The organism is Amycolatopsis nigrescens CSC17Ta-90, assembly GCF_000384315.1.
GTDB lineage: Bacteria > Actinomycetota > Actinomycetes > Mycobacteriales > Pseudonocardiaceae > Amycolatopsis > Amycolatopsis nigrescens.
This window is the reverse complement of sequence record NZ_ARVW01000001.1, coordinates 7,475,161-7,500,698: the sequence shown is the minus strand read 5'-3', so window position 1 is coordinate 7,500,698 and position 25,538 is coordinate 7,475,161. Positions and strand designations below refer to the sequence as shown.

23 protein-coding genes are annotated in these 25,538 nt (G+C 71.2%); 14 read left to right on the top strand and 9 right to left on the bottom strand.

What is annotated here, in order from left to right; all coding sequences use genetic code 11:
* Genes AMYNI_RS0135585 through AMYNI_RS0135575 form a run of 3 tightly spaced genes read left to right on the top strand, consistent with a single transcriptional unit; the run spans position 1 to position 3,787 of the window.
* Complete coding sequence (locus tag AMYNI_RS0135585) at positions 1–1,113, top strand: mandelate racemase/muconate lactonizing enzyme family protein (RefSeq protein ID WP_020672886.1); 1,113 nt, start codon at positions 1–3, stop codon at positions 1,111–1,113.
* Positions 1,110–2,615, top strand: a complete 1,506-nt coding sequence (locus AMYNI_RS0135580) for an aldehyde dehydrogenase (RefSeq protein WP_020672885.1) — start codon at positions 1,110–1,112, stop codon at positions 2,613–2,615. The genes AMYNI_RS0135585 and AMYNI_RS0135580 overlap by 4 nt, the downstream gene beginning before the upstream one ends.
* The gene (locus AMYNI_RS0135575) at positions 2,612–3,787 is read left to right on the top strand and encodes an iron-containing alcohol dehydrogenase family protein (RefSeq protein WP_020672884.1); all 1,176 of its coding nucleotides are present in this window, start codon (positions 2,612–2,614) and stop codon (positions 3,785–3,787) included. Before AMYNI_RS0135580 ends, AMYNI_RS0135575 begins: the two co-directional genes overlap by 4 nt.
* Here AMYNI_RS0135575 and AMYNI_RS0135570 read toward each other — a convergent pair.
* Positions 3,781–4,761 carry a LacI family DNA-binding transcriptional regulator gene (locus tag AMYNI_RS0135570; protein WP_020672883.1) on the bottom strand — a complete coding sequence of 327 codons (981 nt, stop codon included), beginning with the start codon at positions 4,759–4,761 and terminating at the stop codon, positions 3,781–3,783. The genes AMYNI_RS0135575 and AMYNI_RS0135570 overlap by 7 nt on opposite strands.
* Before the next feature lie 70 nt (positions 4,762–4,831).
* Between AMYNI_RS0135570 and AMYNI_RS0135565 the strand changes: the two genes are divergently transcribed.
* From AMYNI_RS0135565 to AMYNI_RS0135535, 7 genes are all read left to right on the top strand, one after another.
* Positions 4,832–5,779, top strand: a complete 948-nt coding sequence (locus AMYNI_RS0135565) for a nucleoside hydrolase (protein ID WP_020672882.1) — start codon at positions 4,832–4,834, stop codon at positions 5,777–5,779.
* A complete protein-coding gene (add, locus tag AMYNI_RS0135560) occupies positions 5,776–6,702 on the top strand; it encodes an adenosine deaminase (protein WP_020672881.1) in 927 nt (308 codons plus the stop codon). Before AMYNI_RS0135565 ends, add begins: the two co-directional genes overlap by 4 nt.
* A gap of 116 nt (positions 6,703–6,818) precedes the next feature.
* Entirely contained in the window at positions 6,819–7,424 is a 606-nt protein-coding gene (locus AMYNI_RS0135555; RefSeq protein WP_020672880.1) for a dihydrofolate reductase family protein, read from the top strand.
* Between the two features lie 31 nt (positions 7,425–7,455).
* Complete coding sequence (locus AMYNI_RS0135550; protein WP_020672879.1) at positions 7,456–7,779, top strand: YciI family protein; 324 nt, start codon at positions 7,456–7,458, stop codon at positions 7,777–7,779.
* Positions 7,776–9,011, top strand: coding sequence for an RNA polymerase sigma factor (locus tag AMYNI_RS0135545; protein ID WP_020672878.1), 1,236 nt, complete (start codon positions 7,776–7,778; stop codon positions 9,009–9,011). The genes AMYNI_RS0135550 and AMYNI_RS0135545 overlap by 4 nt, the downstream gene beginning before the upstream one ends.
* A 37-nt stretch (positions 9,012–9,048) precedes the next feature.
* The gene (locus AMYNI_RS47565; RefSeq protein WP_020672877.1) at positions 9,049–9,378 is read left to right on the top strand and encodes a hypothetical protein; all 330 of its coding nucleotides are present in this window, start codon (positions 9,049–9,051) and stop codon (positions 9,376–9,378) included.
* Positions 9,379–9,479: 101 nt separating this feature from the next.
* Positions 9,480–9,839, top strand: a complete 360-nt coding sequence (locus tag AMYNI_RS0135535) for a VOC family protein (protein ID WP_020672876.1) — start codon at positions 9,480–9,482, stop codon at positions 9,837–9,839.
* 12 nt (positions 9,840–9,851) lie between these two features.
* Here the strand turns inward: AMYNI_RS0135535 and AMYNI_RS0135530 are convergent, their stop codons facing one another.
* On the bottom strand, positions 9,852–10,667 hold the full coding sequence (locus AMYNI_RS0135530; protein ID WP_020672875.1) for an MBL fold metallo-hydrolase: 816 nt from the start codon (positions 10,665–10,667) through the stop codon (positions 9,852–9,854).
* An 81-nt stretch (positions 10,668–10,748) separates the two neighbouring features.
* On the opposite strand from AMYNI_RS0135530, the gene AMYNI_RS0135525 reads away from it, so the two are divergent.
* Both AMYNI_RS0135525 and AMYNI_RS0135520 read left to right on the top strand, forming a co-directional pair.
* On the top strand, positions 10,749–11,705 hold the full coding sequence (locus tag AMYNI_RS0135525) for a cyclase family protein (RefSeq protein ID WP_245574087.1): 957 nt from the start codon (positions 10,749–10,751) through the stop codon (positions 11,703–11,705).
* A gap of 57 nt (positions 11,706–11,762) precedes the next feature.
* Positions 11,763–12,389 (top strand): alpha-ketoglutarate-dependent dioxygenase AlkB, encoded by a 627-nt coding sequence (locus AMYNI_RS0135520; RefSeq protein ID WP_020672873.1) that lies wholly within the window; start codon positions 11,763–11,765, stop codon positions 12,387–12,389.
* On the opposite strand, the gene AMYNI_RS0135515 is transcribed toward AMYNI_RS0135520, so the two are convergent.
* From AMYNI_RS0135515 to AMYNI_RS0135495, 5 genes are all read right to left on the bottom strand, one after another.
* Entirely contained in the window at positions 12,386–14,128 is a 1,743-nt protein-coding gene (locus tag AMYNI_RS0135515; RefSeq protein ID WP_040406182.1) for a hydroxysqualene dehydroxylase, read from the bottom strand. The two genes, AMYNI_RS0135520 and AMYNI_RS0135515, sit on opposite strands and share 4 nt — an antisense overlap.
* Before the next feature lie 84 nt (positions 14,129–14,212).
* Positions 14,213–15,214 (bottom strand): zinc-binding alcohol dehydrogenase family protein, encoded by a 1,002-nt coding sequence (locus AMYNI_RS0135510; protein ID WP_026361347.1) that lies wholly within the window; start codon positions 15,212–15,214, stop codon positions 14,213–14,215.
* 156 nt (positions 15,215–15,370) lie between these two features.
* Positions 15,371–16,393, bottom strand: coding sequence for an NADP-dependent oxidoreductase (locus tag AMYNI_RS0135505; protein WP_020672870.1), 1,023 nt, complete (start codon positions 16,391–16,393; stop codon positions 15,371–15,373).
* Between the two features lie 49 nt (positions 16,394–16,442).
* Positions 16,443–17,414 carry a phosphotriesterase family protein gene (locus AMYNI_RS0135500; protein ID WP_020672869.1) on the bottom strand — a complete coding sequence of 324 codons (972 nt, stop codon included), beginning with the start codon at positions 17,412–17,414 and terminating at the stop codon, positions 16,443–16,445.
* The gene (locus tag AMYNI_RS0135495) at positions 17,411–18,952 is read right to left on the bottom strand and encodes a long-chain-fatty-acid--CoA ligase (RefSeq protein WP_026361345.1); all 1,542 of its coding nucleotides are present in this window, start codon (positions 18,950–18,952) and stop codon (positions 17,411–17,413) included. The genes AMYNI_RS0135500 and AMYNI_RS0135495 overlap by 4 nt, the downstream gene beginning before the upstream one ends.
* A 127-nt stretch (positions 18,953–19,079) precedes the next feature.
* Between AMYNI_RS0135495 and AMYNI_RS0135490 the strand changes: the two genes are divergently transcribed.
* Entirely contained in the window at positions 19,080–19,691 is a 612-nt protein-coding gene (locus AMYNI_RS0135490) for a TetR/AcrR family transcriptional regulator (RefSeq protein WP_020672867.1), read from the top strand.
* A gap of 72 nt (positions 19,692–19,763) precedes the next feature.
* Positions 19,764–20,609 carry a proteasome subunit beta gene (gene prcB / locus AMYNI_RS0135485; RefSeq protein WP_020672866.1) on the top strand — a complete coding sequence of 282 codons (846 nt, stop codon included), beginning with the start codon at positions 19,764–19,766 and terminating at the stop codon, positions 20,607–20,609.
* Positions 20,610–20,612: 3 nt separating this feature from the next.
* On the opposite strand, the gene AMYNI_RS0135480 is transcribed toward prcB, so the two are convergent.
* Both AMYNI_RS0135480 and AMYNI_RS0135475 read right to left on the bottom strand, forming a co-directional pair.
* Positions 20,613–21,128, bottom strand: coding sequence for a DUF2165 domain-containing protein (locus tag AMYNI_RS0135480; protein WP_020672865.1), 516 nt, complete (start codon positions 21,126–21,128; stop codon positions 20,613–20,615).
* Between the two features lie 14 nt (positions 21,129–21,142).
* On the bottom strand, positions 21,143–25,177 hold the full coding sequence (locus tag AMYNI_RS0135475; RefSeq protein WP_245574086.1) for an nSTAND1 domain-containing NTPase: 4,035 nt from the start codon (positions 25,175–25,177) through the stop codon (positions 21,143–21,145).
* Positions 25,178–25,538: the final 361 nt, after the last annotated feature.

Genomic DNA, 25,538 nt, shown 5'->3' with positions numbered 1-25,538 from the left:
ATGAAGATCACCGACATCACCCTCGACCGGCTCCGGCTCGACCTGGACCCGCCCCTGCGGGCGGCCTGGGACCCGGAGCCGCGACGGCACTTCGACGCCACGATCGTCCGGGTGCACACCGATGACGGCGTCACCGGCATCGGCTCCGGTGACACCATGGCCGGGTTCGAGGCCTACCGGGAGCTGTTCCTCGGCCGGGACCCGCTGGACATCATGCGCCATGTGCGGGCGATCGAGACCGCGAACTTCCACGGCGGCCGGTACTGGCCGCTGGAGGCCGCGCTGTGGGACATCATCGCCCAAGTGGCCGGGCTGCCGGTCGCCGCGCTGTTCGGCAACTCCGCCCGCGCCCTGCCCGCGTACGCGTCCACGGCGGAGGTGAAGTCCCCGGAGGAACGGGTGGAAGCCGCGCTGGCGGCCCGTGCGGCCGGGTTCCGGGCGATGAAGATCCGGATCGACCGGAACCGGATCGCCGAGGGCATCGCGACGGTGGCCGCGGTCCGGGCCGGGCTCGGCCCGGAGTTCGAGATCATGGTGGACCTGAACCAGTCCTGGCGGATGGCCGGCGACACCGCCGACGCCACCGAGCTGGCCGCCACCCGGCGGCTGGTGCGGCGGCTGGCCGAACTGGACGTGTGCTGGGTCGAGGAGCCGCTCCCCTACGGCGACCTCGACGGGTTCCGGGCCCTGCGCGCGGACAACCCCGGGGTTCGCCTTGCCGCTGGCGAGATGCAGCACTCGGTCCAGGATCTCTTGCACTACCTGGAAAACGACGTGCTGGACGTGTACCAGATGGACGTGGTGCTGGCGGTCGGCATGCACCGGGCGAGGACGCTGGCCGAGCTCGCGCACCTCAAGCACCGCCGGTTCACCCCGCACAGCTGGACCAACGGCATCGGGCTGCTGGCCAACCTGCAAGTGAGCGCCGGGGTCGGCGGCGGGCCGTACTTCGAGTTCCCCTACGACCCGCCGGGCTGGACACCGGAGCGGCGCGACTTCATGCTCACCGCCCCGGTGACGATCAACTCGGCCGGCGCGGTGGAGGTGCCGCGGGTGCCAGGGCTCGGCGCCGAACTCGACCCCGAAGCCGTGGAACGCTGGAGGATCCCGTGACTAGCACCGCCAGCACCGACAACACGAGCCGGACCTACGACCAGTGGCTCGCCGCGGCGAGCGCGCTCCGCCCGGAGACGAGGCCGTTCATCGACGGCGCGTTCGTCGATGCCCGCTCCGGGGAGACCTTCGAGACCACCTCACCCCGCGACGGCTCGGTGCTCGCCAGGGTCGCCGCCGGCGGGGAGGCGGACATCGACCGCGCGGTGCTGGCAGCACGCACGGCGTTCGAGGACGGCCGCTGGTGCGGGCTCGCGCCGAGGCAGCGCAAGCGGGTGCTGCTGCGCTGGGCCGAGCTGATCCGGCAGCACGCCGGGGAGCTGGCGCTGCTGGACACCCTGGAGATGGGCAAGCCGATCACCGAGTCGGTGCGGGTGGACGCGGCCGGGACGGCCGACACGATCGCCTGGTACGCCGAAGCCGTGGACAAGAGCTACGACGAGCTGGCGCCCACCCCGCCGGACGCGCTCGCCATGATCACCCGCGAGCCGCTCGGTGTGGTCGGCGCGATCGTGCCGTGGAACTACGCGTTGCTGATCAGCTCCTGGAAGCTCGGGCCGTCGTTGGCGGCGGGCAACTCGGTGGTGCTCAAACCGGCCGAGCAGACCTCGCTGGCCGCGCTGCTGCTGGCCAGGCTCGGTACCGAAGCCGGGCTGCCGGACGGGGTGCTGAACGTGGTCCCCGGCCGCGGCGAGGTCGCCGGGCAGGCGCTGGGGCGGCATCCCGGCGTGGACAAGATCGCCTTCACCGGTTCGGTCGAGGTGGGGCGTTTCCTGCAGGTCTGCGCCGGGCAGTCCAACGGCAAGCAGGTGGCCGTGGAAGCGGGCGGCAAGTCGCCGCAGCTCGTGCTGCCGGACGCCGACCTCGAAGCCGCCGCGACGGCCGTGGCGTGGGGAATCTGCTACAACGCCGGCCAGACCTGCAACGCCGGTTCCCGGCTGATCGTGCACTCCTCGGTCAAGGACCGGCTGCTCGCCAGGATCGTTGCCGTGCTCGATGAGTCCTTTGTGGCCGGTGACCCGCTCGACCCGGCCACCACGCTGGGCCCGCTGGTGGACGCCGCCGCGGTGCGGAAGGTGCGCGGCTATGTCCGCAAAGGTGTCGAAGAGGGCGCGACGATCGTCTGCGGTGGCCAGGAATCGGGCCCGGTGCGACCGACCATTTTGGACGGTGTGCGGAACGAATCGGTAGTGGCGAGGGAGGAGATCTTCGGCCCGGTGCTGGCGGTCATCTCCTTCGACGGCGACGCCGATGAAGGAGTCCGGCTGGCCAACGACACCGACTTCGGCCTGGCCGCGTCGGTGTGGACCAGGGACATCGGCACCGCGCACCGGGTGGCGAAACGGCTGCGGGCCGGCACGGTCTGGATCAACACCTTCGACGCCAGCGACGTGGTCACCCCGTTCGGCGGGTTCAAGGCCACCGGCTCCGGCCGGGACAAGTCGCTGCACGCGCTGGACTCCTACACCGCGCTCAAGACCACCTGGGTGGCACTCGGATGACCGCGCTCCCTGGCGGGACCGTCGCGGGACGGCGGCTCGAACTCGATCCCACCTGCCGGATCGAGTTCGGCGCCGGCGGTGCCGACCGGCTGCCCTCGCTGATCACCGGGCTCGGCGCGCGGCGCGTCTTCGTGGTCACCGACCGCGGCCTCGGCGCCACCGGGATCGTGCACCGGGTGAGCAGGGCACTCGGCGCGGCAGGGCTGGAGCACGAGATCTTCGACGAGGTGGCGCCCAATCCGGACACCGGCACGGTGGACGCGGGCGCGGCGCGCGCCCGCGAGTTCGGCGACGCGGTGGTGCTCGCGCTCGGCGGCGGTTCCGCGCTCGACGCGGCGAAGGCCATCGCGCTGCTCGCCGGCAATCCGGCGGCCGCCGCAAGCGATGCTGCCGAACTGACCACGGACGGCCTGCCGGTGGTGGCGGTACCGACCACCGCCGGCACCGGGGCGGAGACCAACGGGTTCGGCGTGCTGGAGGACACCTGCCGACGCCGCAAGGTCTATCTCGGCAACGCTTCGGTGAAACCGCGGATCGCCGTGCTCGACCCGGCGCTCACCCTCGGCCTGCCGGCCCCGATCACCGCGGCCACCGGCTTCGACGCTCTGGTGCACGGCATCGAGTCGCTGGCCTCCCGCGGTGCGAACCCGGTTTCGGCCGCCTACGCCGGGCACGCGGTGGCGATGGTGAGCCGCTGGTTGCCCACGGCCTACGCGGACGGCGGCGACCTGGAGGCACGCGCGCAGCTGATGCTGGGGGCGCACCTGGCCGGGCAGGCGCTGACGCTGTCCGGGCTCGGCCTGGTGCATGGCATCGGGCACGCGCTGACCGCGCACACCGGCACCCCGCACGGCATCGCGCTGGCCGCGGTGCTGGAGGAGGTGATGACCTTCAGCGCCGCCGCCGCGGAACCGGCCTACGAGCAGGTCGCCATGTCGATGCGGGTCACCCCGGCAGGCACCGCGGACGGCGGCTGGGCGACGGCCGCGGTCGGCGCGGTGCGGGAGCTGGCGGGCACGCTCGGCGTGAAACGGCGGCTGCAGGACCTCGGCGCCGAGCGCGCGCTGCTGCCGTCGATCGCGGCGACCGCGCTGGCCGACCCGGTCAGCGCGAACAGCCCGGTGCTGCCCACCGAGACCGAGCTGCTGGACCTGCTCGAGTCCGTCTACTGAAGCTGCGGCTGCGGGCAGCCGCAGCTACGCCGCCGGACCAGCTCGGCCACCAGCCGCTCCTCCTCCGGCGGCGCACCCAGCAGCCGCCGTACCGCGTGTCCGGCCATTGTGGACAGTGGCTGGGCGGTGACGGTGAGCGAAGGCGCGGTGAACTCGGCGTCCGGCGTGCCGTCGCAGCCGACCAGCGCGAGTTCGCCCGGCACGCCGACGCCCGCCGCGCAGGCCGCGGCGAGCACCCCGATGGCCTGTTCGTCGGTGGCCACCACTAGCGCCCGCGGCAGCTCGTTCTCCGCGATCAGCCCGGCGGTCAGCCGCGCGGCCGCGGCACGGGTGAACTCGCTGCGCAGCAACGCTCCCCCGGTCGCCGCCGCCCGCCAGCCGGCCAGCCGCCGGCCGACCGGGCCGTGGTCGTCCGGCCCGGCGAGGAAGGCGATCCGCTCGTGCCCGTGCGACCTGAGATGCTCCACGGCCATGACGGTCGCGGCCGCGTTGTCCGGGGCGACCAGCACGGCGGCCGACCCCGGCGGGCGGTGGTGCAGGTAGACGGCCGGGGTGTCGGCCGCGCGTGCCCGCGCCACCGGATCCTCGTCACCCCCGGCGGAGACCACGATGACCCCGTCCACCTGCGCGGCCAGAAACCCTTCCACCGCATCGGACTGCCGGGCCGGGTCGAAGGCGGAGTTCGCGACCACGGTCAGCTTCCCCACCGCCGTGAGCGCCTTCTCCAGCTCGCGGCCGAGCGCGGCGAAGTACGGGTTGACCGCGTCCGGCAGCACCACGCCGACCAGTCCGGAAGAACCCGAACGCAACGCGGCCGCGATCCGGTTGCGCCGGTAGCCGAGGTCTTCGGCGGCCTTGAGCACGCGCGCCCTTGTCTCCGCGGCGACCGGGCGCGGGCCGTCGTTGAGCACGTAGCTCACCACCGCCACGGACGTGCCCGCCCGCCGTGCGACCTCGGCCATGGTCGTCGCCATGCAAACCTCCTTGACACCGCCGCGGGCCGGACCCGATGCTGAGTCTAATCGTTTAGATCGAAGGGGCGCCATGCACAAGCTGATCGTGGACACCGACACCGGCTCGGACGACGCGGTCGCCCTGCTGCTCGCCGCGCTCGACGACGGGTTCGAGCTGCACACGGTGACCACGGTGGCCGGCAACGTGCCACTCCCGCTGGCCACCCGCAACGCGCTGATCACCCTCGAACTGGCCGGCGCCGGCCGGGTGCCGGTGCATCCCGGCTGCGACCGTCCGCTGCTGCGGCCGCTCGGCACGGCCGAGGTCGTGCACGGCGCGGACGGCATGGGCGACACGGACCTGCCCGAGCCCGCTTCGGAGCCGAAGCCGGAGCACGCCGCGGACGTGCTGCTCTCCCTTGCCCTGCACCATCCCGGCGAGTTCACCCTGGTGACACTGGGACCGCTGACGAACCTCGCCGCCGCGGTGGTGCGCGATCGGGAGTTGCTGCGAAAGTTCCGCGGCGTGTACTGCATGATCGGCGCGCCGGACGCGGTCGGCAACGTCAGCCCGGCCGCGGAGTTCAACGCCTGGGCCGATCCGGAGGCGGCGGAGATCGTGGCCGGGGCAGCCGAACCGGAGCTGGTCACCTGGATTGGCTGGGACGTCTCGCGGCAGGACGCCGTGCTGTCGGACGAGGACCAGCGGCGGCTGCGCGAACTCGGTACCCCGCTGGGCACCTTCGCCGACCGCATCAACCGCCGCGTCGCGGAGTGGGCGAGCGCGGTGACCGGGCTCGACGGCTACGACCTGCCCGACCCGGTCGCGATGGCCACGGTGCTGCGTCCCGGGCTGGTGCTGGCACGGGAGACGGTGTCGCTGCGGGTCGCGCTGGGCGACGAGACACGCGGGCAGACCCTGGTCGACCGGCGCCGGACCGCGCCGGCGCCGAACCTGACCCTGGTGCGCCGGGTGGACCGGCTGGGGTTCCGCGAGTTCCTGTTCGAAACGCTGGGAAAGACGGTGCTGCCATCATGAACACCCGCTGCGAGCTGCATTGCCACCTGGACGGCTCGGTCCGGCCGGGCACCATCGCGGAACTGGCCGCGGCACAAGGGATTCCGCTCACCCGGCCGGTCGAGGAGTCGGTGGTCGCCCCGCCCGTGTGCGCCAGCCTGCCCGAGTACATCGGCTATTTCGCCCTCACCATCGCGGTGCTGCAGACCCCGGACGCCCTGCACCGCGCCGCCCGCGAACTGGTGCACGACTGGCACCGGGACGGGATCGGCTACGGCGAGGTGCGGTTCGCCCCGCAGCAGCACGAAGCGCGCGGCATGAGCATGGACGACGCGGTGCTGGCAGTGGCGGACGGTCTCGCCGCCGGACGCGCCGAAACCGGTGTCCGCACCGGGCTGCTGCTCTGCTGCCTTCGCCAGCAGCAGCCGTCGGTCGGCGAGCGCGTGGCGGAGACCGCGATCCGGCATCGGGACCGGGTGGTGGCACTCGACCTGGCAGGCGACGAACGGTGTCCCGGCACCCCGCAGCTGGCCGCCTTCGACGCGGCCCGCGACGCGGGTCTGGCCATCACCATCCACGCCGGCGAGGCGGCGGGCCCGGAAAGCGTGTGGGAGGCCGTCGACGTGCTCGGCGCGGCCAGGATCGGCCACGGGGTGCGCGCCGCGCAGGATGCGGCCCTGCTGGAGCGCCTGCGCCGGGACCGGATCGCGCTGGAGATGTGCCCGACCAGCAACGTGCAGACCAGGGCGGTGGCGAGCCTGGCCGAGCACCCGGCAGACCGGCTGCTGGCGGCCGGACTGGCGGTCACCATCAGCACCGACGCGCACGTCGTCTCGGACACCACGGTGACCCGCGAGTTCGAACGGCTCGGCGAGCGGTTCGGCTGGACGGCCAGGCACGAGGAACGGTGCCAGGCCAACGCACGCGCCGCCGCCTTCGGCTGAGGAAGTGAATCTTCGAAAATAATCCGGGAGGCGGTGTCGGATCGGGGCAGGGGCGTTCGTAGCAGGGGTGAGTGGCCGCCGACGAGGGGCGCCCCCGAGCAGAAGGAACCGCGACCATGAAACTGACGACCATCACGAACATCTCCGTCGACGGAGTGATGCAGGGACTCGGCGGGGCGAAGGAGGACCGCAGTGGCGGCTTCGAGCGCGGCGGATGGGCCTTGCCGCTGTTCGACGACGAGGTCGAGACGGTCCTCGGCGAGGTCTATCAGCGCACCGACGCGTTCCTGTTCGGACGGCGGACCTACGAGATCTTCGCCGGCTCCTGGGGAGCGATGGAAGATCCGAGCCAGAGCGCGATCGCGGCGGCGTTGCACGCACGGCCCAAGTACGTGGCATCGACCACGCTCACCGACCCGCAATGGGCGGACACGACCGTCCTCTCCGGTGACATCGCGGCCGCCATCCGCGAGCTGAAGGCCAGGCCGGGCGGCGAGCTGCAGGTGCACGGCAGCGGCAGCCTGGTCCGCTGGCTGTTCAACCACCAGCTCGTCGACGAGCTCGTCCTGCTCACCTATCCCGTTGTCGTCGGCGAGGGCACGCGGCTCTACCCTGCCACCGGCCCGGACACCGCACTTGAACTGGTCGGCTCGCGAGCCACCTCGGGTGGCGTGACGATCCAGACCTACCGGCCCGCAGGGCGCCCGCAGTACGCAAGCTGAAGCACGCGCAACCACAGGAGATGATCTTCAAATGCAGTATCTGGTTTCCGTGATCGACGACAAGAGCAATCCCGGCAGCACGGACAGGCTGCCTGCGATCAGCGCGTTCAACGAGCGACTGATCGCCGAGGGCTACTGGGTTTTCGCGGGCGGACTCGCGGACACCGACGCGGCCACGGTGATCGACAACCGGGGCGGCGAGGCGTTGTTCACCGACGGGCCTTTCGTGGAGTCGAAGGAGTACCTCGCCGGCGTCTGGGTGTGGGAGGTCCCCGATCTGGATGTGGCGCTCAAGCTCGCCACCGAGGCGTCGAAGGTCTGCGACCGGAAGATCGAGGTGCGGCCGTTCCGGTGAGCGCGACCGACATCCAGGCGGCGATCACCCGCGCACACCACGAGGAGTGGGCCCGCGTGGTCGCCGCACTGGCCAGACGTTTCGGTGACCTCGACATCGCCGAGGAGGCGGCGGCCGAGGCGTTCGCGACCGCCGTCGCGCGGTGGCCGTCCGACGGCGTACCCGCCAATCCCGGCGCCTGGCTGACCACCACCGCCAACCGCAAGGCCATCGACCGGATCCGGCGCGAGAACAAGCGCGACGACAAGCAGAAGGAGGCTCAGCTGGTGTACGACGACGACAACCCGTTCGAGCCTCCCGACCCCATCGACGACGGGCGACTCCGGCTGATCTTCACCTGCTGCCACCCGGCGCTCGCGATGGAAACCCGCGTGGCACTGACGCTGCGCATGGTCGGCGGTCTGACCGTGCCCGAGATCGCCCGTGCCTTCCTGGTGGCCGAGACCACCATGGGGCAGCGGATCACCCGCGCGAAGGCCAAGATCAAGGCGGCTCGCATCCCTTACCGGGTGCCGTCCGCGGAGGATCTCCCGGCACGCGTCTCCGGCGTGCTCGCCGTCCTCTTCCTCGTCTTCAACGAGGGCTACCTGGCGACCGGCCCGGACACCGATCCCGTACGGCACGACCTGACCGCCGAGGCGATCCGGCTCACCCGGCTGATCCGCGCCCTCCTGCCGGCGGACGGTGAGGCGGCCGGGCTGCTGGCGCTGATGCTCCTGATCGAAGCCCGCCGCACCGCCCGGGTTTCGACCAGCGGCGAACTGGTCACCCTCGACGAGCAGGACCGCGGGGCCTGGGACGCGGCGCTGGTCGCCGAGGGGCATCGGCTGGTGCGCGAACGACTCGCCACCGGGGTGGCTCCGGGTCGGTACCAGATCCTCGCGGCGATCAACGCCGTGCACACCTCCGCCCTCGACGTACGGGACACCGACTGGTCGCAGGTCGTCGCCCTCTACGACCAGCTCGTCCGCCTCGACCCGTCGCCGGTGATCGCCCTCAACCGGGCCATCGCGGTCGCCGAGGTCGACGGCCCGGAGGTGGCCTTGGCGGCCGTCGACCGTCTCGGGGACAAACTGGCCGGCTATCACGCCTACCACGCCACCCGCGCCGACCTGCTGCGCCGGCTGCGCCGCAGCCAGGAATCGCGCGCGGCCTACGACAAAGCCATCGAGCTGGCCGGCAACACCGCCGAGTCCGCCTCCCTGACCCGCCGCCGCGACCAGCTGGGATAGCTAGAACAGGTGTTCGATTCTCTGGTAGACTGACCACGTGGACACGAGTACGCGGGACGTCACGTCGAACTGGCTGGAGGACTTCAGCCGGCGGTGCCGCACGGCCTTCAACAGGCGCAATCTCACCGTGCGCCGGTCGAAGAAGGTGCACGCCGTCTCGTGGGCGCGCGGGCTCGGCGGGTTCGAGTTCCCGCTGCCCGCCTGCCACGTCGGCGTGGCCGGTTTCGATGTGGACGCACTGCACAGCACGGACGAGCCGGTGAACTGCCGCCGCTGCGGCCACCACGCCCGCGATGTGCTCGACCTCGGCAGCGAACGGCCAGGCGCCCAGCTGAGCTTCGACCTCGGCGACCGGACGGGCGGCTGATGCCACGGCTCCCCCGTTGGGGTGCTTCGTGATCGACACTGGACCGGCGCCGGGGACCGGCACGAGAATGAACGGTCCCCTCTAGCCGAAGGAGTTGCCCGATGCACCCGACTGGCGTCACCGCGAACCTGGCGGTTCCCGACATGGCCGAAGCCCGCAAGTTCTACATGGACTATCTCGGCCTCAGCGCCGAAGGATTCGACCTGGGCTGGGTCGCCAACCTGCAATCCCCGGATGGCCGCGCGATCGTCCAACTGGTCACCAAGGACGCGACCGCACCGGTCGACTCGGTGATCTCCGTTCATGTCGGCGATGAGGTCGAGGCGGCGTACGAGGAGGCGCAGCGACGCGGTTTCGAGATCGTTCATCCGCTGACCACCGAGCCGTGGGGAGTGCGCAGGTTCTTCGTCCGCGCGCCGGACGGCAACGTCATCAACATCGTCAGCCACAAGGACGACTGACGGTTTCTCGCGTCAACGCACACCTTTCTGGGCGAGGCTCTGGAGTTGCCCTTCGTGCACGTCGCTCATCCACTCCCAGCCAGGCTTGGCCGATGCGCCGATCCGCGGGTCGTCGGGAACCTGGGCGTCACGTAGGGCGTGCACGTACGCACGATCCTGTTCGATCCTCGCGCGTACCTGATCACCTCTGCCGACGGACCCGTGACCGGGGATGAGGACATCAACATCGTCCGCCACGCCCTCGAGCAGCCGCAGCCCGACGAGGTAGTCCTCGATCGGATTCGCGGCATCCAGGTCGGGCATCGGAACCAGGACATCGGAGAGCATGTCGCCGGCGACGAGAACCCCGCGTTCTTCGATCACCAGCGCCGCATGGCCCTGGGCATGGGCCGGATGCTCGATGATCCGGATCATGGGGCCATCCCAAGGAATCCGCGCGGTTTCAGCGGGCAGGCCGGTAATGAGGCCGAACAGGTCCAGCGGTGTTTCGTCGGCGATCTCCGGCGGTAACCCTTCAGCGGCGCGGGCCTTCCAGTCCGCGTTCGACAGCACATCTCGCATGAAAGCCGCACAGCGGGCAGTACCGTAGCGAGGCGCTTCGCCAAGTTCCGCATGCCAGAGCACGTGATCCCAATCAGGATGCGTCGAGAAGCCTGCTACCACGGGCTGACCCGACTGGCGAAGGTCGTTCGCCAGGCAGGCCATTTCACCGCCGGTTATCCCGGGGTCTATGAGCAACACGCCGGCCCTGCCTTGCACGACAACGGTGTTGTTCTGGAGCAACTCGCTCTGGTGGATCAGCACACCCTCCGCGACCTGCGTCAGCATGGGGCTCCTCCCGCTTGTGGTCCGCAACCGCTTGTCGAAACGGTAGCCTCCAACCGCGTGACCGGAGGAGTTGATGCAGGAATGACGGCAGAGCGGCCGATGCCAACGCAGGACGAAGTGCTCGGGTACTTCAACACGCTGTCGAACTGGGGACGGTGGGGCGACAACGACGAACTCGGCACGCTGAACCACATCACGGACGACGTTCGGCTGGCTGCGGCGCGGGCCGTGCGGCACGGCAGGAGCGTGTCATGCGGCTGGGAAGTCGTCGTGCCGGGGGAAATGGAGCGGTCGACGACCTCGTGCCCGTGCGCCGCCGACATGCCGGGAGCCGAGAACATGCCGGTGCCCGGATTCCGCAACGACCGACGGTGGGGCTTCTCGAACGAACAGCTCGGCATCATGTTCCACGGCAACACCATCACCCACGTCGATTCGCCGTGCCACATCTTCTGGGACGGCGCGATGTACAACGGGCGGTCGCACTCGCTGGTCGACGCCGAAACGGGATCGGCGTGGGCGGCCGTCACGGCGGCGGCGAACGGGATCATCACGCGGGGTGTGCTGCTGGACGTCGCGAAGGTCCGCGATGTGCCGTGGCTGGAACCGGGACAGGGCGTGTTTCCCGAAGATCTCGAGGAGGCCGAGCGTCGCCAGGGTGTTCGGGTGCGATCCGGCGATGCGGTATTCCTGCGGACCGGCTATGGCCGCCACCGGCACGAGGCCGGTGCGACACAAGGCTTCACGCAAGCCGGCTGGCACGCGTCCTGCCTGCCGTGGCTGCACGAACGGGAGGTCGCGCTGATCGCCGCCGACACCCCGCAAGACGTTCAGCCGTCGGGGTACGAGGACGTGTTGATGCCGGTGCACGCCGTGAGCCTCGTCGCGATGGGTCTGTGGCTGCTCGACAACTGCGATCTGGAGGAGTGCGCGACGACGGCCGCCGAACTCGGCCAGTGGGACTTCCACCTCGCAGTCGCACCGATCCGCTTCGCCGGCACGTCCGGCAGCCCGGTCAACCCGATCGCCACCTTCTGACGCGTTCGCCGACACAACACTCGAACAGGCGTTCGATCATCGGGTAGGCTCGGGCGCATGTCGATGGCTCTGCAAGCTTCCCTGTTCGACGAGGGCGGCGCGGCCGGGCTCGGCTCGCTGGACGCCGTCCGGCGCACCGTGCTCGGCCGCGGCGCGTGGATCGACGTCCTGCCCGGCTGGCTGACCGGCGCCGACGAGCTGTTCGAGCACCTGGCCAGCACCGTGCCCTGGCAGGCCGAGCGGCGGCAGATGTACGAGCGGGTGGTTGCGGTGCCGCGGCTGCTGAGCTTCTACCGCGAGCACGATCCCCTGCCCGCGCCGATCCTGGACGCCGCGCGGTCCGCGCTCGACGAGCACTACGCGGCCGAGCTCGGCGAACGGTTCCGCACGGCCGGCCTGTGCTACTACCGGGACGGGCGGGACAGCGTGGCCTGGCACGGCGACACCCTCGGCCGCGGCGCCACCGAGGACACCATGGTGGCGATCATCTCGGTCGGCGCGCCGCGGCCGTTGCTGCTGCGGCCCCGCGGCGGCGGCCGCACCGTCCGGCACGCGCTGGGGCACGGCGACCTGATCGTGATGGGCGGCTCCTGCCAGCGCACCTGGGAGCACGCCGTGCCCAAGACGGCGAGGCCGGTCGGGCCCCGGATCAGCATCCAGTTCCGCCCCCGCGGCGTCCGCTAGGGCCAGTAGGGGTCGAGCAGGTCCAGCTCGTTGGGCAGGCCCTGGTCGTAGCGCTGGTCGTCGGCGGTGTAGTACCGCTCGAACTCCGGTGGCCGGTACAGCCGGTGCAGCACCGGTGGGTCCACAGTGGACCCGGCGGCGGCCAGAACTCCAGCGGCCGCCTGCTTTCCCGCTTCGTTGGCGCCTTCCATGGTGGCAAGATCGATGTCGGTACGGACGTAGTCCGCGGCCAGGAACAGGTTCCGGATCCCGGTGACCGCCGTCGGCCGATCCTGCCACGAACCGGGGGTGTTGATCAGCAGCGGCTCGTCGTTGGCCACCGCCGGGGTGCCGTGCCCGGTGATCGCCGGATCCACCGCCACGCTGTGCACGATCTCGTCGGGCAGCAGCGACGCGCCGTCCGTCAGGCTCCCCCGGATCTGCGCGAGCACCTCGTCGATGAGCTCCTGGCGGGTGCACTCCTTGGCTGTCTTGCCGTAGCGCACGCCGGGCTGGTTCCAGTTGGACACATCGACCGAGAGCACGTCCGCCACCGTGCCGTCCCCGTAACCGGCGAGGTCGTGGTTCCAGAACTGCGCCTGGCTGATCGAGGTGAGCGCGAACGGGCTGTACCCGTATGCCACGTGGCCGTGGTTGATCGGCCGCCGCTCACGCAGGAAGAACTGGATGCCGTTCATCCAGTCGGTCTGCAACCGCGTCACCCCGGCGAGTTCCGGGGCGCTGTCCAGGATGCGGCGATCGAGCAGCCTCGCGGCCCGTTCGGCCGGTACCGCCAGCACGTAGTAGTCGGCGTTGATCCAGTGCGGCCGCCCCCGGCCGTCGATGGCCCAAGCACCGGTGATCCGGCCGCGGTGGCAGTCGAGCCGGACGACCGTATGCCCCAGTTCGAACCGCACCCCGAGCCCGGACAGCAGGTTCGTCCACGGCTCGAGCCAGGCGCTGCCGGTCGGGCCGTTCAGCAGCTGGTCCGGCGGCCGCCCGGAACCGAGGCCCGCCATCGCGTAGAGCCAGGCCTCCCCCATCGCGCCCATGGTGCGGGTGTTCGCCTTGGCCGGGTTCGCCGCGACCAGTGTCTCGGTGAACAGGTCCACCAGCAGCTCTCGGTACACTTCGGACATCCGCCCGGCCGCGGTGTAGTCCGAAAAGGACATTCGCTCCCACTGCCCGAGCCGCCGCCGGGGGCCGCTGGTCAGGAACACCACGATCTTCTCCGCGAAGAAGTCCGCTTCGGCGGGCGACACCTTCACCATCGACGTGGCGAAGAACCTGAGCAGCGAGCGGATGAACTGCGGGTCCGGCCTTATCGGCAACGAGTTCGGCAGCCGGATCGGCGCCTTGCCGGGTACCGCGACCAGCTCCTGCGTGCCGGTCACCAGGTTGTCCAGTGCCGTGCCGCCGCCGGGCAGCGGAATCCGGCCCAGGGTGTCCGGCAGGTTCTGGTAGAAGCCCGGCACGAACCGGAAACCGTGCTCACCGGGGAGATCCGGCCTGCCACCGGTGCCGCTGCCGGGCACCGGGATGCTGCGTGCCTTGCCGCCCAATGCCTTGCGTTCGTGCACGGTGACCTCGAAGCCGCGCTCGGCCAGCTCGTGCGCGGCGGTCAGCCCGCCGACACCGCCGCCGAGCACCGCGACCCGCCGTCCGGAACGGCTCGCCGCGGCGGGCACCGCGCCGAGCGTCATGCCGATCCCGGTCCCCAGCATCCCGCCCGCGAACGTTCTCCTGCTGAACCCGCTCATCCAGGGCCTCCCCACCCACCGAATCCGCCGAGCTGAGGATTTCGGGTCGGCGGGGTGATCGGCAATAGCCCGTTCGGCGGCAGCTCAGGGCACCAGCACCGCGGCGCCGGTGACCCAGCCGCCCGCGAGGTCGCGCAGCGCGCCGTCGGCGTTGCCGAGCGGGTACTCGGCGGTCGTGACCCGCAACGGGTGCACCGCCGCGAACTCGAGGAACTCGGCGGCGTCGGTCCTGGTGTTCGCGGTGACCGAGCGAAGCCCCCGCTCCTGGAACAGGTGGCGCTGGTAGTCCAGCGGCGGCACGCCGGTGAGGTGGATGCCCGCGACGGCCAGCGTGCCCCCGCGGTCGAGTGCCACCAGCGCGGGCGGCACCAGCTCACCGGCAGGCGCGAACAGGATCGCCGCGTCCAGCGGCTGTGGCGGCGGGTCGTACGAGCCCTGCGCCGAGGCGGCGCCCAGGTCCATGGCCAGCCGCCTTGCCTCGGCGTCCCTGGTCATCACGTGCACCTCGGCCCCGCCCGCGATCGCCACTTGCGCGGCGAGGTGCGCGCTCGCGCCGAACCCGTAGATGCCCAGCCTGCCGTGCTCGGGCAGTTCGGCGAGCCGGAGTGCCCGGTAGCCGATGATCCCGGCGCACAGCAGGGGAGCCAGCTCGACGGCGGAGTACCGGTCCGGCAGCCGGAGTGCGTAGGCGGCGGGCACGGTGGCGAACTCGGCGTAGCCACCGTCGGCGTCCCAGCCGGTGTACACCGAGTCCGGGCAGAGGTTCTCCCTGCCCGCCGAGCAATAGCGGCACTGCCCGCAGGTACCGCGCAGCCAGGCCACCCCAGCGCGGTCACCGGCCGCGAACCGCCCGCCCGCACCGTCGCCGATCCCGACCACCTCGCCCACCACCTGGTGCCCCGGGATCACGCCGCGGCGGTGCACCGGCAGGTCGCCCTCGGCCACGTGCAGGTCGGTGCGGCACACCCCGCAGGCCAGCACCTTCAGCAGCAGTTCGCCAGGCCCCGGGTGCGGGACCGGATCGCGCACCGCGAGCAGCGGTGCCGAAGCGATCGGGCCGGGACGGGCGACCCGCCAGGAACGCATGGTGGGATCACCGGGCATATCAGTCCTTTCGGCCGAAACGGACCTCCAGTGTCTGCCCTTCGGCCGGCCGGTGCGAGCCGGCCAAGGTCACAGTGCCCGATAAACAATGCCCGAATAGACAATGCCCGAATAAACGGCCTCGACGGGGAGCCTCGCTCAGTCCCGGATCTTGAGCACGAGCTTGCCGACGTTGTCCCCGGAGAACAGGCTCAGCAGGGTGTCCGGGAAGGCCTCGAGCCCGGCCTCCACCACGTGCTCGCGGACCTTCAGCCGCCCGTCGGCCAGCCAGCCCGCCATCTCCGCCGAGGCCGCGCGGAACCGGTCCGCGTAGTCGAACACCACCATGCCGGTCATCGAAGCGCGGTGCACCAGCAGCGACATGTAGTTGGCCGGGCCGCGCACCGGCTCGGTGTTGTTGTACTGCGAGATGGCCCCGCAGATCACGATGCGCGCGCCACGGGCGAGCCGGGTCAGCACGGTGTCCAGGATGTCGCCGCCGACGTTGTCGAAGTAGACGTCCACCCCGTCCGGGGCGTGCTCGCGCAACGCCGCCTTGACGTCCTCGGCCTTGTAGTCGATGGCCGCGTCGAAACCGAGCTCGTCGGTCAGCAGCCGGCATTTCTCCGCCCCGCCGGCGATGCCCACCACCCGGCAGCCGTGGATCTTGGCGATCTGGCCGGTGACGCTGCCGACCGCACCGGCCGCGCCGGAGACCACCACGGTCTGCCCCGCCTTCGGCCGCCCGATGTCCAGCAGCCCGAAATACGCGGTCATCCCCGGCATGCCGAGCGCGCCGAGGTAGGTCGCCAGCGGCGCCACGTCGGGGTCCACCTTCCGCACCTCACGGCCGTCGGACACCGCGTACTCCTGCACCCCGAAGGTGCCGGACACGTGGTCGCCCACCGCGAACCGGGGGTTCCTTGACTCGATCACCCTGCCGATCGCGCCGGCCCGCATCACCTCGCCGATCTCCACCGGCGGGATGTAGGACTTGCCCGCGTTCATCCAGCCGCGCATGGCCGGGTCCAGCGACAGGTGCGAGATCTCGACCAGGAACTCGCCGTCCGCCGGCCCGGCGACCGGCTGGGCGCGGTACTCCCAGTCGGTGGGCTTCGGCAGGCCGGACGGTCGCGCGGCGAGCCGGAACTGGTGGTTGGTCAACTCGGTGCCGGTGCTCAAGGGACTCCCTGTTCTCGTCGGGTTTCTGGTCGGTACTGATGTTCGGTACTCATGTTCGGGATCGGGCGAACCACCGGCGCGGGTTGCCGGCCAGCATCGCGGTGAGGTCCCGCTCCTCGACGCCGCGCTCGCGCAGCGCGGGCACGACATCGCGGAGTACGTGCAGGTAGTGCCAGTCGGGCATGGCGGCCAGCAACTCGGGCTGCACCCAGTCGATGTAGCAGGACGCGTCCTGGGAGAGCACCATGCTCTCCGCGTAGCCGCGGCGGCACAGCTCCGCCACGATGGCGACGCGCTGCTCGAAGGGCTGCACCACCTCGATGCCGAACCGGTCCATGCCGAGCAGGTAGCCGTCGTCGGCCAGTTCCGCGAGATGGTCCGCGTCCGCGCTGTCCCCGCTGTGCGCCAGCTGGACGGCGGCCGGGTCGACACCCTCCTCGCCGAGCACGCGGCGCACGTCGAGCCCGGTCCGCGACCCGGGATGGGTGTGCACCATGATCGGCGTCCCGGTCTCCAGATGCGCCTTCGCGACCGCCCGCAGCACCCGTTCCACACCCGCGGTCAGGCCGTGCTCGTCGATGGCGCACTTGAGCAGGGCGGCCTTGACCCCGGTGCCCTGGACGCCGTCGGTGATGTCGCGGACGAACAGCTCGACCATCGGTTCCGGCTCGCCGGGCAGCACACCACGGTGCGAGAAGTAGCCGGGCACATCGCTGTAGGTGTAGATCCCGGTGGCCACCAGGATGTTGAGCCCCGGCACCTGCTCGGCGATCCGGCACACCCGCGACACGTCCCGGCCGAGGCCGTCGACGGTGGGATCCACGATCGTGTGCACCCCGCTCGCCCGCAGCTCACGCAGCCGGAGCACGGCGTCGGCCACCCGCGCCTCTTCGTCCCAGTCACGACACCAGTTCGCCTGACTGTCCGGGGTGAGCACGAAGATGTGCTCGTGCATCAACGTGGTGCCGAGCTCGGCCACCGGGACCGGCCCGCGCACGGTTTCGACCACGTCCCGGTTCATGTCCTCCTCAGCTCCTTCTTGAGGATCTTGCCCGACGGCCCCTTCGGTAGCTGGTCGACGAAACGGACCACGCGGGGGTACTTGTACGCCGCCATGCGCTCCTTGCAGAAGGCGCTGATCTCCTCTTCGGTCACCGTCGCGCCGACCTTGAGCGAGACGACCGCACCGACCTCCTCCCCCAGCCTGGGGTCGGGATGGCCGATCACCGCGGCCTCCTCGACCGCGGGATGGGTGTAGAGCACCTCTTCCACCTCGCGCGGGTAGACGTTGAGCCCGCCCCTGATCACCAGGTCCTTCTTGCGGTCCACGATGAACAGATAGCCGTCCTCGTCCAGGTAGCCGAGGTCGCCGGTGTGGAACCAGCCGTTGCCGAACACCTCCGCGGTGGCCTCCGGGCGCCGGTGGTACCCGGCGATCACGTTGTGCCCGCGCAGCACCACCTCGCCGATCTGGTCGGCGCCACGAGGCAGCGGGCGATCGTCCTGGTCGACCACCCGGAGCTGGACGCCCCAGACCGGCTTGCCGACCGAGAGCACCCGGCGGTCCGCCGCGCTGCGGTTGAAGGTGGCCGTGCTCGCGGTTTCGGAGAGGCCGTAGCCCTCCAGGATCACGATGCCGAACGCCTCTTCGAAGGCCCGCAGCACCTCGCCCGGCAGCGAGGCGCCGCCCGAGGTGCCGATCCGCAGCCTGCCGAGGTCGAGGCCGGTCCGGTCGGCACCAAGCAGCCCGAGGTACATCGTGGGCACGCCGAGCAGCACGCTCACCCCGTCCGCGGCGATCCGCTCGATCGCCTCCTGGGGCTCGAACCGCGGCAGCAGCGAAACCGCCCCGCCGTAGCGGACCGCCACATTGAGCACACTGGACAGTCCGAAAACGTGGAACAGCGGCAGCGCACCGAAAGCGATGTCGTCGGGCTCCAGGCCGAACAGCTCACCGGAGACCGTGCAGTTCATGTAGAGCTGGAAATGCGAAAGCTCCGCGCCCTTGGGGCGTCCGGTGGTGCCGCTGGTGTAAAGCAGCACCGCGACGTCGTCGGCCGAGGTGGGCTCCGGCTCGCCGCGGACCTGCTCCGCCACCGGATCCGACGGATGTTCCGGCAGCAGGTCGGCGAACCGCCGCGCGCCATCGGGCGGTGGCCCGCCGGGGACCGGCACCACGTGCACGACGGTGCCCGGCACGGCGTCCGCGGCCGCCCGCGCCTCGGCCGCGAAGGACTCGAAAGCGACCAGATGCCGGGCACCCGAGTCCGTCAGGTGGTAAACGATCTCGTCGCTTTTGAGCAGCGGGTTCAACGGCATCACGGTAACCGCCGCCTTGAGCGCGCCGAAGTAGGCGATCACGAACTCGGGCAGGTTGGGCAGCGACAGCGCGAGCACGTCGCCGCGGCCGAGGCCGGCTTCCCGCAGGCCACGGGCGAACCGGGTGGACAGCTCGTCGAGCTCGGCGTACCGGATCTCGCGGCCGAGGAAGTACAGGCAGGTCTTCTCCGGCGTGGCGATGGCCGACTCGCGCAGGATGGTGGCCAGGTTGAAACTCACGTGCACCGCCTTCCAGCCCACGGTATTCGGTACCCGCGGCACCGGTATCGCACCATACCGACCAGTCGGTACCTTGGCTAGAGTAGGCATTGACGCTGTCACCGGGCAGCTCGGGAAGGTGAGGCGAATGGCCACCGGAAAGCCGTCGGCGGACGAGTCCGCTCCGCTGCCCGTGCGGCTGGTCGCGGTGGCGTCCAGGCTCTTCGCCGACCAGGGGTTCGAGAACACCTCGGTGCAGGAGATCGTGCAGGCGGCCGGGGTGACCAAGGGTGCGATGTACCACCACTTCGGTTCCAAAGAGGACCTGCTGGTGGAGATCTACCACCGGATGCTGGCGATGCAGCTGAAACGGCTGGAGCGGATCGCGGGCGGGGACGCCGAAGTCGCCGACCGGCTGCACCGGGCGGTGGTGGACGTGGTCGTGACCACCGTGCGCCACCGGGACGACGCGGTGGTCTTCTTCCGCTCCATGCACCTGCTCGACCCGGCCAAGCGCGCCGAGATCCGCGCCGAACGGCGGCGCTACCACGAGCTGTTCCGCGGCCTGATCGAACAGGGCCAGCGGGCGAACGTCTTCCGCGGCAACGTTTCCGCCGACATCGCGACCCACAACTTCTTCGGCGGCGTGCACCATCTGGACAGCTGGTACCAGCCGGACGGCACACTGTCCCCGCAGCAGGTCGGCGAGCAGTTCGCTGATCTGCTGCTGCACGCGCTGGCACCGGCGATCGAGGACTAGCGTGGTCGCCCGCGACAACGTCTCGGCTAGGGTGGGAGCAACGGGTAACCGGACGAGCGGGAGGCGTACTCGATGGCCACAGGTTCCAGCGACGGGCGGCACCAGTTCGCGACCTTCATGTCGTCGCCGACCTCGTCCTTCGCCGAGCTGCTGGCCCAGTGCCGGCCGGAAGCCCTGCCATGGGCGAACGGCTCCGCCACCCAGTTCGCCGCGCAGGTGCCGCACGGCACCACCATCGTCGCGTTCCGGTTCGCCGGCGGCGTGCTGATGGCGGGCGACCGCCAGGTGACCAGCGGTACCGTGATCGGCTACCGGTACGGCGAGAAGGTTTACACGGCGGACGAATACTCGTGCGTCGGCGTCGCCGGCACCGCCTCGCTGGCGTTCGAGATGGCCCGCTTGTTCCAGGTCGAGCTGCTGCACTACGAGAAGATCGAGGGCGTCGCGCTCTCCTTGCAGGGCAAGGCGAACAAGCTGGCCGGCATGGTGCGCGGCAACCTCGACCTCGCCATGCAGGGCCTCACCGTCGTCCCGCTGTACGCCGGCTACGACCCGGAGGCCGGCATCGGCCGGATCTTCAGCTACGACCCGGCGGGCGGGATGAGCGAGGAGCACGAGGGCTACCACTCGATCGGCTCCGGCTCGATCTTCGCCCTCGGCAGCCTGAAGAAGCTGCACCACGCCGAGCTCAGCGCCGAGGACGCGCTCACGGTCGCGCTCGAAGCGCTGTACGACGCCGCCGAGGGCGACACCGCGACCATGGGCCCGGACCTTGGCAGGGAGATCTACCCGCTGGTGCACGTGGTGACCGCGGACGGCGACCGCGCCGTGGCGGACGAGGAGATCGCGGCCGCCGCGCACCGGGTCGTCGAGGGACGGCGGCGCCGCCCGGACGGCCCCAGGGCCGAGCTCGGCTGACGCTCAAGCCTCCCGACGTCGCTCCGGCAGGTGCACCAGTACCAGCGCCACGCCGGCGACAAGCACGTTACGCAGAGCGGACTCCAGCCCGTTCCACTTCTCGGACTGCCACATCTGGAACCACTCGCCGCCGATCACCAGGAACCCGCCGGCGAACAGCACCAGCTGCATCAGCCAGCCGAGGCTCGCCAGCCGCCGTGCGCGTTCACCCGGCGCGCGCCCGGTGAACGCCCGCACCCAGGCGACGCAGGCGGCGAGCAGTACGAGCGCGCAGAGCGCCTCCCAGACGATGATCGCCAGATAGGCCGTGTTCGCCAGTCCGGGACTCTCGATGGCACGCCACATCGTGTCCGGCGAGCGGAACGTGGTGTCCATGGCCAGCACGTGCTGGACGAACTCCTGGTTCGTGCCGAAGTCGGTGATGTTGCCGACGACGATGAGCGTCATTTGGACGGCGGTGATCACGGTCAGTGCGGCGACGACCACGCTGAGACCGCCGAGTCGGTACAGAAGGCGCATGGCCGGTGACGCTACTAGCAGGGCGGGTCGTAAGTTAGCTGCGGAAGTCGCAGCCGCCACTGGTCCGATCCGAGTATTCCCTTGGTGCTGGCGCAAATCCGGTCCACCGCCGGGTCCAGTCCCAGATCCCAAACCCGCATCGCGCTGTCGGAACCGACCGACGCCAGCACGTCCGGCCTCGGCCCGAAGGTCACCGAGCCGGACGAGGCGGTCCGCCCGCCGAGCGCGGCGGTCACCGGCACCGGCGCGGACGGATCGCGCACGTCCCACACCCGGATGGTGTCGTCCTCGGCCGTCGACGCGATCCTGCTGCCGTCGGTGCTGAACACCGTGCGCGCCACCGCCTTCTCGTGCCCGATCAGCGGCACGCCGAGCGGCATCGGCCGCGCCGGCTCGGAGATGTCCCACAACCGCACCGTGCGGTCCTCGTTCGAGGTGACCAGGGTGCGCCCGTCCGGGCTGATCTGCGCGTGCCGGACCGCTCCCGCGCCCTGCCGCAGCGGCTCACCGACCGGGCCGGCCTTGGCCGGGTCCGAGGTGTTCCACAGGCGCACGGTCTGGTCGCTGCTGGCGGTGGCCATCAGGCTGCCGTCGGTGTTGAAGGAGATCGCCTCGATGTAGCCGGAGTGCCCGGTCAGCGGCGCGCCGAGCCGCTTGGGCGCGGCCGGGTCGCTGACATCCCAGAGCAGCAGGCTCTGGTCGTCGTCGTTGGTGACCAGCCTGCGGCCGTCCGGGGAAAAGGCCAGCGCGGCGGAGTACCGCTTCCGCACGGTCAGCGGCTCGCCGATCGGCTTGACGTTGAAGGTGTCCGAGATGTCCCACAGTCGCACCGACCGGTCCCCGCCGACGGTGGCCAGTACCCGCCCGTCCGGGCTGAACACGGCACTGTTCACATACGCGGAATGCCCGGTCTCCAGCGCACCGAGCCGCATCGGCTTCGCCGGGTTGGACAGGTTCCAGAACCGCACCGTGCGGTCCTCACCGGCGGTCGCGGCCATCTGCCCGTCCTTGGTCGAACTGATCCAGCGCAGCCTGCCGGTGTGCCCGGTCAGCGCCCGCGACGGCAGCGACCAGAGCCGGACCTGCCCGTCGTTGCTGCCGGTGGACAGGGTGCGCCCGTCCGAGCTGAAGTCCACCGCGAAGATCTCGCTGTTGGTGCCCGCCAGCGGCGAGCCGTACGGGACGGCCGCGCTGCGGTCGGACAGGTTCCACAGCCGGGCGGTGCCGTCCGTGCTGCCGGACGCGAGCAGCCCGCCGTCCGGGCTGAACTTGACCGACCACACCGGATCGAGGTGCCCGGTAAGCGGCAGGCCGAGCGGTGCCGCCGCGGCCGGGTCGCTCAGGTCCCACAGCCGCACCGAAAGGTCGTCGCCACCGCTGGCCAGCGTCTTCCCGTCCGGGCTGAAGGCGACCGAGTGCACGGTGCCGCGGTGCCCGGTCAGCTCACCGAGCGGCACCGGCGCGGCCGGGTCGCGCATGTCGGAGAGCCGGATGGTGCCGTCGTCCCCGCCAGCGGCCAGCACCCGCGAGTCCGGGCTGAAGGCGAGCGTCCGGACCGGACCGGTGGCCCCGCCGATCGGCTGGCCGATCGGCACCACGTTCGACATGTCGCGCACGTCCCACAGGCGCACCGTGCGGTTCTCGGTCGCGGTGGCCAGCGTCCGCCCGTCCGGACTGAACGCGAGCAGGTAGATGGTGCCGTCCTGACCGCTCAGCGGCCCGCCGATCGGGCGCGGCCCCGAAGGGTTGGTGATGTCCCACAACCGGATCGTGTGGTCGTCGCCCGCCGACGCGAGCGTCCGGCCGTCCGCGCTGAACACCGCCGAGCTGACCCAGCCCTGATGCCCGGTCAGCGGTTCGCCGACCGGCTTCGGGTTGGCCTTGTCCCGCGTGTCCCACAACCGCACCGTGCGGTCGTAGCTGGCGGTGGCGAGCAGGTTGCCGCTGCGGCTGAAGGTGGTCAGGTACACCGCCGCGGTATGCCCGGTCAGCACGGTGGCCAGCGGAACGTCCTGTGCGGACAGGATCTTGGCCTGCACGTCCAGGTTGTCCGGCCGCAGCCGGTGCGCGACCAGGTTCAGCTGCGCGGACATCGAAGGGTCCTTGTCCTGCCAACGATCCGCCTCGGCGACCACCTGGCCGAACACCGCGTCGTTGCGCTGCCGCAGCGCGATCGTGGCGGCAACGGCCGCGGTCAGCGCGCACACCACCACCAGCGCCACCGCGGCGCGGGTGAACCAGGCGAGCCGACGGCGGTGCCGGGCCGAAGTGGCCAGGAACTCCCGTGCGACGCCGGTGAGCGCGGCCGTGGCGGTGCCAGCCCAGTGCCGGGCGCTCGCCAGCCGCGAACCGCGGTAGAGCAGCGACGCGTCCCGGCCCTGGTTGTCCCAGACCTCGGAGTCCTCTTCGAGCCGCTGCCGGAACAGGTTGCCGGCCCGGTCCTGGTCGATCCACGCGCGCAACCGCGGCCACGCCTGCAGCAGCGCCTCGTGCGTGATCTCCACCGAGCCGGCGTCCATGGTGACCAGCCGGGCCCTGGCAAGCACCTCCAGCGCGTCCTGCGCGGCGGCGCTGTTGGGCGCCTGCTCCACCAGCTCGTCGCGGGTGGACCGGCGGCGGGTGTCCTGACTGTCCTTGCCAACCCGCACCAGCCGGAGCAGCACCAGCCTTGCCGCCGCCTGCCCGGCCTGGTCCAGGTCCGCCCATGCCCGTTCGGCGGTGGCCGCGACCGCGCCGTGGATACCGCCGGCCGCGCGGTAGCCGGCCGTGGTCAGCTTGCCGGCCTGCCGTCGCTGCCAGGTGACGAGCAGGGCGTGCGAAAGCAGGGGCAGCGCCCCGGCGTCGTACGCTTCGCGCCCGCCCCGGCCCATCCGGCCGCCGGTGACCCCGAGATCACGCAGCATCAGGTCGACCAGGCCCGGCTCGAGCTGCAGCCCGACCGCCTTCGCCGGGGACGCGACGGCGGTCCGCAACTCGGTGGCGGTCATCGCGCCGAGCACCGACTGCCTGTCCTGCAGGGCTTCGGCCAGCTCCGGATAGGACAGGCAGCTGCCGTAGAAGTCCGCGCGCACCCCGAGCACGACCAGCGCGGACGGCGCCTCGCCGGGTGCGGCCGGGGTGCAGAGCAGTTGCAGCAGCTGGACGAACTGGCGCAGCCGGTCCTCGTCGCGGTCCGGGCTGAACGCCTCCTCGAACTGGTCCACCACGAGCACCAGCCGGGCACCGGGCGCGCCGTGCCGCTCGGCGTGCGCGGTCGCCGCCGCGCGCACCCCGGCGGCGAAAGCCTCCGGCTCGTCGGCGGCGAGCTCCAGCGACTCCTGCAGCCCCGGCACCCAGTGCAGCAGTTCCTTGAGCGGGTCCGACCGAGGGGTCATCAGCACCACCGGCCAGCCGGCGGAGGCGCCGTCGGCCAGCGCGCCAGAACCGAGCGCGGGCACCAGCCCGGCCCGGAACAGCGAGGACTTCCCCGCCCCGGAAGCGCCGACCAGCATCACGATGCCGCCGGTCGCGAGCGTGCCGTCGAGCCGGGTCAGCAGGGCCGACGTACTGCGCTCCCGGCCGAAGAACCAACCGGAGTCCTCTTCCCCGAACGGCGCCAGCCCCCGGTACGGGCACACTCCGGTCTCGTCCGGACCGGACGGCCGGGGGGCGGCCGTGCCGGCGACTGGGTCCTCGTCGGACTGTTCGGTGCCGACCGGACTGGCCAGCGCCGCCTCCCACAGCGCGCGCCAGGCGTCCAGGTCGTAGAGATCGTCGACGAACGGCTCCGGCCGGAGTTTGCGCGCCTCCCCGATCAGGACTTCGAGCACCACCGCCAGCGCCACGAACTTGGCCGGCACGTTGCGGCCGCGGCGCCAGTCGCTGACCCGTTGCGCGGACACCGACACCGGGCGGCCGCGGTCGTCCGCCCGGCGGGCCCGGCTCACCGACTCCGTCACCTTCTTCAGCGGCGGGTCCCCGGCTTCCGCGTAGAGCAGCGCGAACCGCTCCGCGAACAGCCCGCGTGGTCCTAGTGCCGGTCCGGGATCATCCATCTGCCGAACTGCCATCCTCACCCTCCGCCGATCCGGATCCGGACCGGAAAAACCACTGTGCGCACCTGAGCACGCATCTTACGTAGCTGTGGGACCGGACACGGCCGCATCGGTACCGACACCTGCCATTCTGAACTCGGTTTGCGCTGCTCCGCTCGCGTCCCGGTTCCAATGAAGCATCCGGACGGCCAGGCGCGGCACCGGCAGTTCGGCCACCGATGTATCGCGGACATTTTCGTCACTGAGGTGTCTAGGGGTTGCCTCAGCGTCGAACGCGACGGTTACCGCTCCCAACGGCGAGAGCGATCCGGACCGGAGTCTGCACGCCACCCGGCGAGCCGGTCCCTCCGCTGCCGCGGAACGCGCTCGGCCGGGC

Bases quoted from the DNA above. Each gene is read 5' to 3' on its own strand.
- AMYNI_RS0135535 (WP_020672876.1), top strand. From the start codon at position 9,480: ATGCACCCGACTGGCGTCACCGCGAACCTGGCGGTTCCCGACATGGCC.
- AMYNI_RS0135525 (WP_245574087.1), top strand. From the start codon at position 10,749: ATGACGGCAGAGCGGCCGATGCCAACGCAGGACGAAGTGCTCGGGTAC.
- AMYNI_RS0135480 (WP_020672865.1), bottom strand. From the start codon at position 21,128: ATGCGCCTTCTGTACCGACTCGGCGGTCTCAGCGTGGTCGTCGCCGCA.
- AMYNI_RS0135565 (WP_020672882.1), top strand. From the start codon at position 4,832: ATGCACAAGCTGATCGTGGACACCGACACCGGCTCGGACGACGCGGTC.
- AMYNI_RS0135515 (WP_040406182.1), bottom strand. From the start codon at position 14,128: ATGAGCGGGTTCAGCAGGAGAACGTTCGCGGGCGGGATGCTGGGGACC.
- AMYNI_RS0135510 (WP_026361347.1), bottom strand. From the start codon at position 15,214: ATGCGTTCCTGGCGGGTCGCCCGTCCCGGCCCGATCGCTTCGGCACCG.
- AMYNI_RS0135475 (WP_245574086.1), bottom strand. From the start codon at position 25,177: ATGGCAGTTCGGCAGATGGATGATCCCGGACCGGCACTAGGACCACGC.
- add (WP_020672881.1), top strand. From the start codon at position 5,776: ATGAACACCCGCTGCGAGCTGCATTGCCACCTGGACGGCTCGGTCCGG.
- AMYNI_RS0135500 (WP_020672869.1), bottom strand. From the start codon at position 17,414: ATGAACCGGGACGTGGTCGAAACCGTGCGCGGGCCGGTCCCGGTGGCC.
- AMYNI_RS0135490 (WP_020672867.1), top strand. From the start codon at position 19,080: ATGGCCACCGGAAAGCCGTCGGCGGACGAGTCCGCTCCGCTGCCCGTG.
- AMYNI_RS0135570 (WP_020672883.1), bottom strand. From the start codon at position 4,761: ATGGCGACGACCATGGCCGAGGTCGCACGGCGGGCGGGCACGTCCGTG.
- AMYNI_RS0135550 (WP_020672879.1), top strand. From the start codon at position 7,456: ATGCAGTATCTGGTTTCCGTGATCGACGACAAGAGCAATCCCGGCAGC.
- AMYNI_RS0135575 (WP_020672884.1), top strand. From the start codon at position 2,612: ATGACCGCGCTCCCTGGCGGGACCGTCGCGGGACGGCGGCTCGAACTC.
- prcB (WP_020672866.1), top strand. From the start codon at position 19,764: ATGGCCACAGGTTCCAGCGACGGGCGGCACCAGTTCGCGACCTTCATG.
- AMYNI_RS0135520 (WP_020672873.1), top strand. From the start codon at position 11,763: ATGTCGATGGCTCTGCAAGCTTCCCTGTTCGACGAGGGCGGCGCGGCC.
- AMYNI_RS0135530 (WP_020672875.1), bottom strand. From the start codon at position 10,667: ATGCTGACGCAGGTCGCGGAGGGTGTGCTGATCCACCAGAGCGAGTTG.
- AMYNI_RS0135555 (WP_020672880.1), top strand. From the start codon at position 6,819: ATGAAACTGACGACCATCACGAACATCTCCGTCGACGGAGTGATGCAG.
- AMYNI_RS0135585 (WP_020672886.1), top strand. From the start codon at position 1: ATGAAGATCACCGACATCACCCTCGACCGGCTCCGGCTCGACCTGGAC.